Origin of the sequence: Streptomyces alkaliterrae, from assembly GCF_007097205.2 — a bacterium.
Classification (GTDB): Bacteria; Actinomycetota; Actinomycetes; order Streptomycetales; family Streptomycetaceae; genus Streptomyces; species Streptomyces alkaliterrae.
In genome coordinates, this window is the sequence record NZ_VJYK02000259.1 from 1 (window position 1) to 7,748 (window position 7,748).

12 protein-coding genes and 1 pseudogene are annotated in these 7,748 nt (G+C 70.2%); 7 read left to right on the plus strand and 6 right to left on the minus strand.

The window, feature by feature from the left end; translation table 11 throughout:
- Both FNX44_RS28160 and FNX44_RS20560 read left to right on the plus strand, forming a co-directional pair.
- Positions 1-420: hypothetical protein (locus FNX44_RS28160; protein WP_194362475.1), on the plus strand; the 420-nt coding region annotated here is incomplete at its 5' end.
- Positions 421-446: 26 nt separating this feature from the next.
- A complete protein-coding gene (locus FNX44_RS20560) occupies positions 447-911 on the plus strand; it encodes a hypothetical protein (RefSeq protein WP_143650023.1) in 465 nt (154 codons plus the stop codon).
- A 130-nt stretch (positions 912-1,041) separates the two neighbouring features.
- Here FNX44_RS20560 and FNX44_RS20565 read toward each other — a convergent pair whose 3' ends face one another.
- The 4 genes from FNX44_RS20565 to FNX44_RS20580 all read right to left on the minus strand — a co-directional run bounded on the left by FNX44_RS20565 (position 1,042) and on the right by FNX44_RS20580 (position 3,491).
- Entirely contained in the window at positions 1,042-1,692 is a 651-nt protein-coding gene (locus tag FNX44_RS20565) for an HAD family hydrolase (protein ID WP_143650024.1), read from the minus strand.
- Positions 1,693-2,178: 486 nt separating this feature from the next.
- Entirely contained in the window at positions 2,179-2,598 is a 420-nt protein-coding gene (locus FNX44_RS20570) for a PIN domain-containing protein (RefSeq protein WP_143650026.1), read from the minus strand.
- Positions 2,595-2,816, minus strand: coding sequence for a type II toxin-antitoxin system VapB family antitoxin (locus tag FNX44_RS20575; protein WP_143650028.1), 222 nt, complete (start codon positions 2,814-2,816; stop codon positions 2,595-2,597). The genes FNX44_RS20570 and FNX44_RS20575 overlap by 4 nt, the downstream gene beginning before the upstream one ends.
- Before the next feature lie 54 nt (positions 2,817-2,870).
- Positions 2,871-3,491, minus strand: a complete 621-nt coding sequence (locus FNX44_RS20580; RefSeq protein WP_143650029.1) for a GNAT family N-acetyltransferase — start codon at positions 3,489-3,491, stop codon at positions 2,871-2,873.
- Positions 3,492-3,855: 364 nt separating this feature from the next.
- Between FNX44_RS20580 and FNX44_RS29545 the strand changes: the two genes are divergently transcribed.
- On the plus strand, positions 3,856-3,978 hold the full coding sequence (locus tag FNX44_RS29545) for a hypothetical protein (RefSeq protein WP_267129478.1): 123 nt from the start codon (positions 3,856-3,858) through the stop codon (positions 3,976-3,978).
- A 28-nt stretch (positions 3,979-4,006) separates the two neighbouring features.
- Here the strand turns inward: FNX44_RS29545 and FNX44_RS20585 are convergent, their stop codons facing one another.
- Positions 4,007-4,546, minus strand: coding sequence for an SMI1/KNR4 family protein (locus FNX44_RS20585; RefSeq protein WP_143650031.1), 540 nt, complete (start codon positions 4,544-4,546; stop codon positions 4,007-4,009).
- Between the two features lie 53 nt (positions 4,547-4,599).
- Complete coding sequence (locus tag FNX44_RS20590; protein ID WP_143650032.1) at positions 4,600-5,211, minus strand: CGNR zinc finger domain-containing protein; 612 nt, start codon at positions 5,209-5,211, stop codon at positions 4,600-4,602.
- 115 nt (positions 5,212-5,326) lie between these two features.
- Between FNX44_RS20590 and FNX44_RS20595 the strand changes: the two genes are divergently transcribed.
- From FNX44_RS20595 to FNX44_RS20610, 4 genes and pseudogenes are all read left to right on the plus strand, one after another.
- Positions 5,327-6,070, plus strand: coding sequence for a phosphodiesterase (locus FNX44_RS20595; RefSeq protein WP_143650034.1), 744 nt, complete (start codon positions 5,327-5,329; stop codon positions 6,068-6,070).
- Positions 6,071-6,107: 37 nt separating this feature from the next.
- Positions 6,108-6,728: a LysE family translocator gene (locus FNX44_RS20600; protein WP_143650036.1), complete on the plus strand. Its 621-nt coding sequence runs from the start codon at positions 6,108-6,110 to the stop codon at positions 6,726-6,728.
- A 366-nt stretch (positions 6,729-7,094) separates the two neighbouring features.
- The gene (locus FNX44_RS29060) at positions 7,095-7,514 is read left to right on the plus strand and encodes a hypothetical protein (protein WP_228450054.1); all 420 of its coding nucleotides are present in this window, start codon (positions 7,095-7,097) and stop codon (positions 7,512-7,514) included.
- Between the two features lie 36 nt (positions 7,515-7,550).
- Positions 7,551-7,748, plus strand: a pseudogene (locus FNX44_RS20610) (hypothetical protein); the annotation flags it as partial.

Below are 7,748 nucleotides of genomic sequence, written 5' to 3' on the forward strand. Positions count from 1 at the left end.
CCCCAAGGCACCCCCGGCACCCCCGTCGCGAACCTGACCGGACCCTACTCGGCTGCCGCCCAGGCCCTCACTCCCGTACGCAGCCCACAGCGCCTCTGTGGCGCCACAGCACTGGCGAACGGCGACTGGCAGCACATCCGTGACCGCCATCGGCCCGGCGGCTCGAAGGTGGACGACCAGGCAGGAATCCTCACCGGCAAGGAAAAGCTCGTACGCAAGCGCATCGCGGAGACCATCGATCGGGGCAGCCCAAAGCCGAACACCCCGGACGAGAACGGCAGGCCACGCCCCGGGCAGATGTACGAATGGGACTTCGGCGTAAAGGTCGGCATGACAGGAAAGGCAAACGGAGGACGCGAGTTGACCAGAATCCGAGTGATCGTCCACGACGGTAAAGTTGTGACGGCGTTCCCCTTCTAGAACCAACCCAATCGACCGAGGCGGCCGTGATTCAACTCACCTTCGAGACTCCCAGCGCAGGATCGGCCTGGCGGGACACATGGGACAGCGCACGTCGTGTCAACGCCGCGGCCATCAGCGAGCTGGACCTCTGCTACAAGTACTTCGCCGTGCGTGTGGAACTGGCGTCCAGCGGAGTCGAAATCCTTTCCCCCAAGGGCCACGTCACGCTCGTGGACTTCTGCCTGTCACTGCGTCACGTGCTGGATGGCCTCACTTCACACGAGGACGCGGCGCTCGGCTTCACGGAGAGCGACAACGTCATCCGGATACACCCGGAGAACAACCTCATCGTGATCACTTCATCGATACCGCCGCAACAAGTGACGGTGGATCGCGAAGAGTTCAAACGGGCAGTCGAGGAATTCCTGCGGGCGGCGTATTCACAACTCATCAACCACACTCCAGAACTGGCACAGAACCCGACAATCCAGAAGTTCGCAAAGATCTAGCCGGAATGGCCGGCAGGCGAAGGCCTCGCCAGCTCCTCCCTCCTGACGTGGCCTTCGCCTCGCCCGCGTCCGCCGAACGTCGGCTTTCTCGCACTGCGGGGCAACGGTCGCCTCACATGCTCGGCCGTACTCAGCCGCTCGACCGGCGTTGCTCGGCCACCCATGCCGGCAGAGCCACCAGGCCATCCATTTTCAGGTCCGCTTCGCCGTCGCCACCGTTGTGCAGATATCCCCACGGCCCGCGGCGTACCAGCGCTGTCCGCAGCCCCGCCCTCCTGGCCGGCAACACATCCCGGTCGACCCGGTCCCCGACGTACAGGATCTCCTCCGCCGCGCACGGCGCCGTTGCCACCAACCGCTCGAAGAACCTCGGATCAGGCTTGGCGACTCCCCATTCCCCACTCGTGGCCACCAGGTCCACAGGCAACCGGAGGGAGCGCAGGTCTCGTCCGGCCCGAGCCGGCTGGTTGCCGGCAACGCCCACCCACACCCCGAGGTCCTTGAGCGCTCGAAGGCAAGCACGGGCGTCCGGGTAGAGATCGTCCTCTCGTATTCGATCCGGAACTCCCGCCCTCTCCCGCAGGCTGTCCTCGACGCCGAAGTCAAAGCCGGGGCGGACAGCTTGGAACGCCTCGCCAAAGCCCCCACCCCGAGCGATCGCGGCTCCGATCAAGGCCGAGAACGTGTGCCGTGGCACCCCCAGCCAGTCAGCCCAGCCGCCGAACAGCTCCGTCTCGTCGACCAGCGTCTCCCCCACATCGAACACCACAGCACGAATCATGATCGTCTCCTGCCTCGCTGGAGTCGGGCCCGCGCCCCGTCCGTTCCCAAGTTGCCGCGCCCACCGGTCACGTGAGGTCGACGTGCGCCCCACCCAAGCACGCCGAAACGCGCCACGTAGTGCCACACCTTCTTGATCGCCTGCGGGTCATCATCGCCGGGCCGTCCGCCCGGTCGACCCAGCGTAGATCTCGGGGTCCGACGCAGCGGCGGTCAAGCCATCCGGCACCTCCGACTCCGCGACCGGCCAGCCCCACGGACACAGCAGCACGTCTCCCGGATCGAGCTTGGTGCGGACGAAGATCCACCGCGGCCAGCGGGGCTCTGGGCGACGGGGCCAGGCCGGTGGCAGACATCGCGCCCGTCAAGCTCTCCAACTTCTGGCCGCTTCCCGGTGGGTGCCGCAGCACACGGCGACGCGACCCACCGCCCCCACCCGCTCTGCACCCGCTCGCACCAGATCTGGCGAGTGGAGGCCGACCAACAACTAGAGATCCGGTACGTCACGCACGTTGCGCTCACTGACGTCAGGCAGAAAACGGGCTACGGTGACAAAATCCGCGTCGTCATGGAGCACGACGAGCCCGTGATACGCGGCAGTCGCGCACACCATGAGATCAAGCGGCCCGGCGGCTCCGAGAGCCCCCTTCTTCGCGAGTGCGTACTGGGCGGCGTCGATCCAATCCCACAACCTCTTCGGCAGTGGGACATCGGGGTAGAGGTCCGTGAACATCTCCCCCATGGCCTCGTACTCGGCCACATTGCGTGCTGATCGCCGAAACTCAGCCCGTTGGGCGGAACACGATCCGATGGCTCGGAGAGTGGTGGTCTCCAGCCAAGCGTCCCTCAGCTGCTCCTCGCGCAGCAGGCGCCACAACCCTGAGGAGTCGACCAGGTAGTGGATCACACGTCGCCCCGCTTCTCCTCGGCGCGGCGGCGCTGCCAGCCCTCGTAGTCCCACTCCTGCGCAGCACGGAAGTGCCTTGCTACGAGCGCGGCCCGCTCGTGGCGTTCGGCGTACTCCCGAAGAGCCGCGTTGACCACGTCCTTCTTGGTGCCGCCGCCGGCGACACGCATGGCCTTCTCCAAAGCGTCATCGTCAAGATCGATGGTCGTCACACTCATATTTACCACCTCCATTCAAAGGCAACATCCAGTCTATATGTATCGCCAGATGCCCTACGGCGCGGCGGGCGGGGGGTCGGTGGCGAGGCGGGCGTGGAGGTGTTCGTCGTGGTACTTGCCGTCGCCGAAGCGGTGTGACTCGCGCAGCGTGCCTTCCGGGAGGTAGCCGCAGCGCTCGGCGACGCGGCAGGAGGCGTCGTTGCCGACCGCGTGGGCGATCTCGATACGGCGGGCGTCGGCGGTCTGGAAGGCCCAGTCGGTGACCGCGCCTGTGGCCCTGGTGGCCAGTCCCTGCCCACGGGCGCTCGGCAGCGTCCAGTAGCCGATCATCGCCAGGCCGTCAGTGCGGTCGACCCAGCGCAGGGTGACGCTGCCCAGCAGACTGCCGTCGGTGGCGGCGAGCGCGGCGAAGGAGGCGCTGGCGCCTCGGTCCCAGCCGCCTTCGCGAGACTCCAGCCACGCCAGCGCGGCGCTGCGGTCGGCCGTGAGGAGGGGGTTCCACAAGGCGATCTCGGGGTCCGCCGCAGCGGCGGTCAAGCCGTCCACCACCTCCGGACCCGCAGCACTCCGGCCCCACGGCTGGAGCCGTACGTCGCCCAGATCGAGCGTGGTGCGGACGAAGACCCGCCGGTCGGCGGGGCACTGGGCGACGGGGCCAGACGCGGGGCTGCTCATCGCGCCTTCATACCTGGTCGGGTGGCCTGCCGCGAGCCCGTTTCCGACACCTCGGGCGGAACGGGTCTGCAGGGCCGGCCGCCTCAGTCGGCCTGTGCCCCGTGCACTCCTGGTTCCGCGGAACCCGCGCTTCCGGACGCAGCCGTCCCACGATCCGGTGACCGGGACGGGCCCCGCGGAAGCGACGAGGGGCCGGACCCGCCACGGCAGCCCGGCGGGCGTCCCCGTCGGGCTGCCGCAGGCGGGACGACCCCTGCCGGGGACGGCCCGGGATCGGTACCATTTCCGCTGCCAGCACGGCTTCTCAGTCGGCTGAGCCGGCTGAGCCGGCTCAGCCAGCCTTCGGTGTTCTGGAGGGATCGCGATGCGTGAGTTCCTTCGAGGCGTGTTCCGGGCGGTCCGGACGGTGGCGGTCGCCATCGACACCGGTCATGCCATCCGGCACGGCGTGGCCCCGCGCGCCGCGGCGGCCCGCCAGCGCCGGTAGGCGGCCGGGCCACGCGGGGAGTGTGCGGTCACCCCTCGTCCGGCCACCATGGCCTGCCGGCGGCCCAGTGGGCCACCCAGTCGGCGAACCCGGACCCGAACGGTTCCGCGCCCTCCGAGGCGATGAACCATATGCGGCCGCGCTCGGGGCCGGTGACCACAAGATGCCAGTACATGCCGCAGCCGTCGGTGCCCAGCACGACGGAACCGTGGTTGTGGACGGGGTGGGTGGCCTCGTCCAGTTCGGCGTCGGTCAGGGAATGGTCCTCGGCGTCCCAGTGCCACGCCTCGGTGAGCGGGAAGGGTGTTGCCAGTTCGCGGGGCGGGCGGTGGGTGCCCCAGTCCGGCGGGAGGTCGGCCAGTCCGATCAGGCCGTAGTGCGGTGGGCCCGAGGGGCAGCCGTCGCTGAACTCGGCGCCGAACGTGCGGTAGGGCTCGGGCAGTACGAGTCCGTGTTCCTCCTCGAACGCGAGGACCGCCCGCCAACCGAGCGGTGGGGTGCGGGTGTTCGGTTCGAAGGCGGTGGCGAGGCGCGCCAGTTCGGCGATGCGGGTCGCGGTGGGTCGCATGCCGTGAGGTGTATCAGGTGGCGGTGACATCGCCGGTGTGGTCGACGCCTTCCTCATCCGCCCGCCCCGCCGGAGGCGCGGTGGCGGCGGTAGTGGCGGGCGGCGCGGGCGCGGTTGCCGCACGAGGTCTTGCACCATTCCTGCCTGCCATGGGACTTCACGAAGTAGCGGACGCAGCGGGGGGCGGTGCAGGCGCGGAGGCGTTCGCGTTGCGGGCCCGTGAGGAAGTCGATCGTGGCGCGGGCGAGGGCGGCGAGGAGGACGGCGCCCGGGTCGACCTCGGAGGTGCGGTGGTGGGCGGCAGCGGGTGGCGCGTCTTCCTGCCAGTGGAGTTGCGGCACGACGGGCACGCGGGCGGCGGTGCTGTTGAGGCGCGCCAGCGCCTCGTCGACGGGGAGCAGCCGGCGGGCGTCCGCCGGGCTGGGCGGCGCGGGACTGACGGCGTGGGCGAAGAGGGCCCGCACGGCCTGCCGCAGGGCGACGAGTCCGAGGCGGAGCTCCTCGTCGACGGCGATTTCGGTGAGCGGAACCTCCTCGGCGAGCAGGTCGGCTTGGCCGGCGAGCCAGGTGGTCGTGTCGCGCACGGTCGTCAGGTCGTCGGCGACACCCCCGTCGCCGTCGTGCCGGATCGTGCTCGCCAGTTCGAGTGCGGGCCAACGCTCCACGTGCTCGGTCCCCTTCGTTCCGCCGCCGTCGGTCGTCCGCTTGACCGCTCGTCACGTGCATCCTAGTGTCTCTAACGTTAAATCTGAAAATGAGCGTTAGACACTGGGGGAAGCCGTGAAGGCGTTGTTCGCGCAGATCAGCGATCTGCATCTGGACGGTGGTGAGCGGGCGCGCGGCCGGGCGGCACGTGTGATGGAGCATCTGCGGGCGCTGCCGAGGCCGGTCGACGCGCTGCTGGTCACCGGCGACATCGCCGACAACGGCGAGGAGTCCGAGTACGAGGAGGCGGCACGGCTGCTCGACGCCCCCTTCCCCGTCCTGGCCTGCCCGGGCAACCACGACGCCCGCCCCGCCTACCTCAAGGCCCTGCTCGGCGAGCCGGCAGACGACATGCCCGTCAACCGGCTGCACCACGTGGCCGGCACGGCGGTGCTGATGTGCGACGCCACGATCCCCGGACGGGACGAGGGACAACTCGACGGCGACACACTCCGCTGGATGGACCGCACGCTGACCGGGCTGCCGCCCCGCACCCCCGCGCTGGTCGCGTTCCACCAGCCGCCCGTGGACCTGCACCACCCCCTGCCGGACGGCAGCCGGCTTCAGCGCCCGGAGGAGCTGGCCGCGCTGCTCGAAGCTCACCCGAACGTCGTCGCCGTACTCACCGGCCACGCGCACACCGCCGCGGCGTCCACCTTCGCCGGTCGCCCGCTTGTGGTCGGCCCCGCCGTCACCTGGACGCTGCGGATGCCGTGGGAGGGCGACCGCCCGGCGGACCGCGACCAGCCACCGGGCCTGGCCTTCCACGTCCTGGACGAGGGCAACCGGCTGACCACGCACTTCCGCGTCCTCCCGTGAGTGCGGAGCCGGTCGGCTCCCGGTCGGCGACACGACCGTGAGTCCTTACGCACTCGGCGGGTTTGTCCTCGCGCTCCTGCCGCTGCTCGTCACACCCGGCGCCAGCATGGCTCTGCTCGTCCGGCACGTCGTGGACGGCGGTCGACGGCGGGCGCTCGGTGTGGCGCTCGGCACCGCCACGGGAATCGGCGCCCACGCGCTGCTCGCAGCCGCCGGACTCTCCGCCCTGGTGATGCGGTCGGCCGAGGCGTACACGGCCGTACGACTGGTCGGGGCCGCCTACCTGATCGGACTGGGCATGTGGACGTGGCACTCGGTCCGACGCGCGCCGCCGACGAAGGGCGGGAAGAAGTCCTCGGAGCCGCGTGGGCGTTCGGTCTACGGCCAGGCGCTGCTCGCCAACGTGCTCAACCTCAAGGCCGCCGCGATCTATCTGACGCTCGTCCCGCAGTTCGTCGACCCGGGCGGGTGGGTAGCCGGCGAGATCCTGACGCTCGCCACCGTGCACGCCCTGCTGACGACGGCCTGGCTCGTCGGCTGGAGCCTGGTGGTCGACCGGTCCGCACACGCCCTCCGGCGGGAGCGGACACGCCGAATGGTCGCGCGGGTGAGCGGCGCGGCGTTGGTCGCGGTCGGGCTCCGCACGGCTGCGGCGTGAGCCGTGCGGAGGTTGGGGCGGCGCCACGCGCGGTCTGTTTGAGCCAAAACACGTGTGTTCGCGCGCCTTTGACTGGTGATCAGCAGCCCACGCGGTAGTCGTGTACTCGCGCGAGCACACCGGGTGGTCGTGCACTGACCGTGTGAGGGGAACATGACTTCCGCAAAACGCCTTCTCGTATCCGCTGCGCTCGCCCTCGGGTTGGCGCTGCCGACCGTTACGGTGGCTCCGGTCAATGCGGCCGGGCACCCGGGCGGAACGCAGACCGCACCGGCGCGGGGGTACGCGTCGTACGGGGACGCGGCGCCCGGTGTGGCGCCCGCCGGTGCCGACAGGACGGCCGTGTACATGGGCATGGACGGGGAGGTGATTCCCCGTCCGGGGTCCGCCGACGAGCCAGGAGCCGCGGACCAGCCCGAGGAGGAGGCGGCGGCGTTCCGTTGTACTCCGGTCAGCGGCCGGGACAATCCGCACCGGTCGTCCACCGGTGTCGCCGTCTCGGGGCACGGCTGGTGGGACAAGGGGACGTGCAGCAACAACCGGGCGATGGTGTGGAACTGCCTGTACGAGTGGTACACCGACAACACATGGCGGCGTAAGGCGTGTTCACCACGTAAGGAGCTCGCGCCCGGCGGAGGCAGCGCCAACCGCACGGTGGCCCGGCACAACTGCGACAACACGGCGCTGACGTCCTGGCGGAACCATGTGGACGTGGACGTCATCGGTGAGTGGGACACCGCCGAGCAGCCGTACCGGCAGGCGGACGTCCGCTGCCGGGTGTTCTGAGCGGTCCACGGGAGCAACACGGAAAGGGCGGCCGGAGTGAAGGAGACGCGTACGGCGGTGCCCGGGGTGGTGCCGGGGAGCCGGCCGACCGCCGGGACGATGTTCGCCGCGTTGTACGGGGAGCTTCGGCCGCACGCGTGGTGGGGCGCTGAGCCGGAGGGGGACGCGTACTCGCTGTTCCATCAGCGGTCGGCGGCCATGGGGTGGCTCGACGAGGCGGAGCCGGAGGTGGGG

Coding starts and splice junctions, on each gene's coding strand:
- FNX44_RS20580 (WP_143650029.1), bottom strand. CDS start 3,491: ATGAGCAGCCCCGCGTCTGGCCCCGTCGCCCAGTGCCCCGCCGACCGG.
- FNX44_RS20585 (WP_143650031.1), bottom strand. CDS start 4,546: ATGCGACCCACCGCGACCCGCATCGCCGAACTGGCGCGCCTCGCCACC.
- FNX44_RS20565 (WP_143650024.1), bottom strand. CDS start 1,692: ATGATTCGTGCTGTGGTGTTCGATGTGGGGGAGACGCTGGTCGACGAG.
- FNX44_RS29545 (WP_267129478.1), top strand. CDS start 3,856: ATGCGTGAGTTCCTTCGAGGCGTGTTCCGGGCGGTCCGGACGGTGGCG.
- FNX44_RS20575 (WP_143650028.1), bottom strand. CDS start 2,816: ATGAGTGTGACGACCATCGATCTTGACGATGACGCTTTGGAGAAGGCC.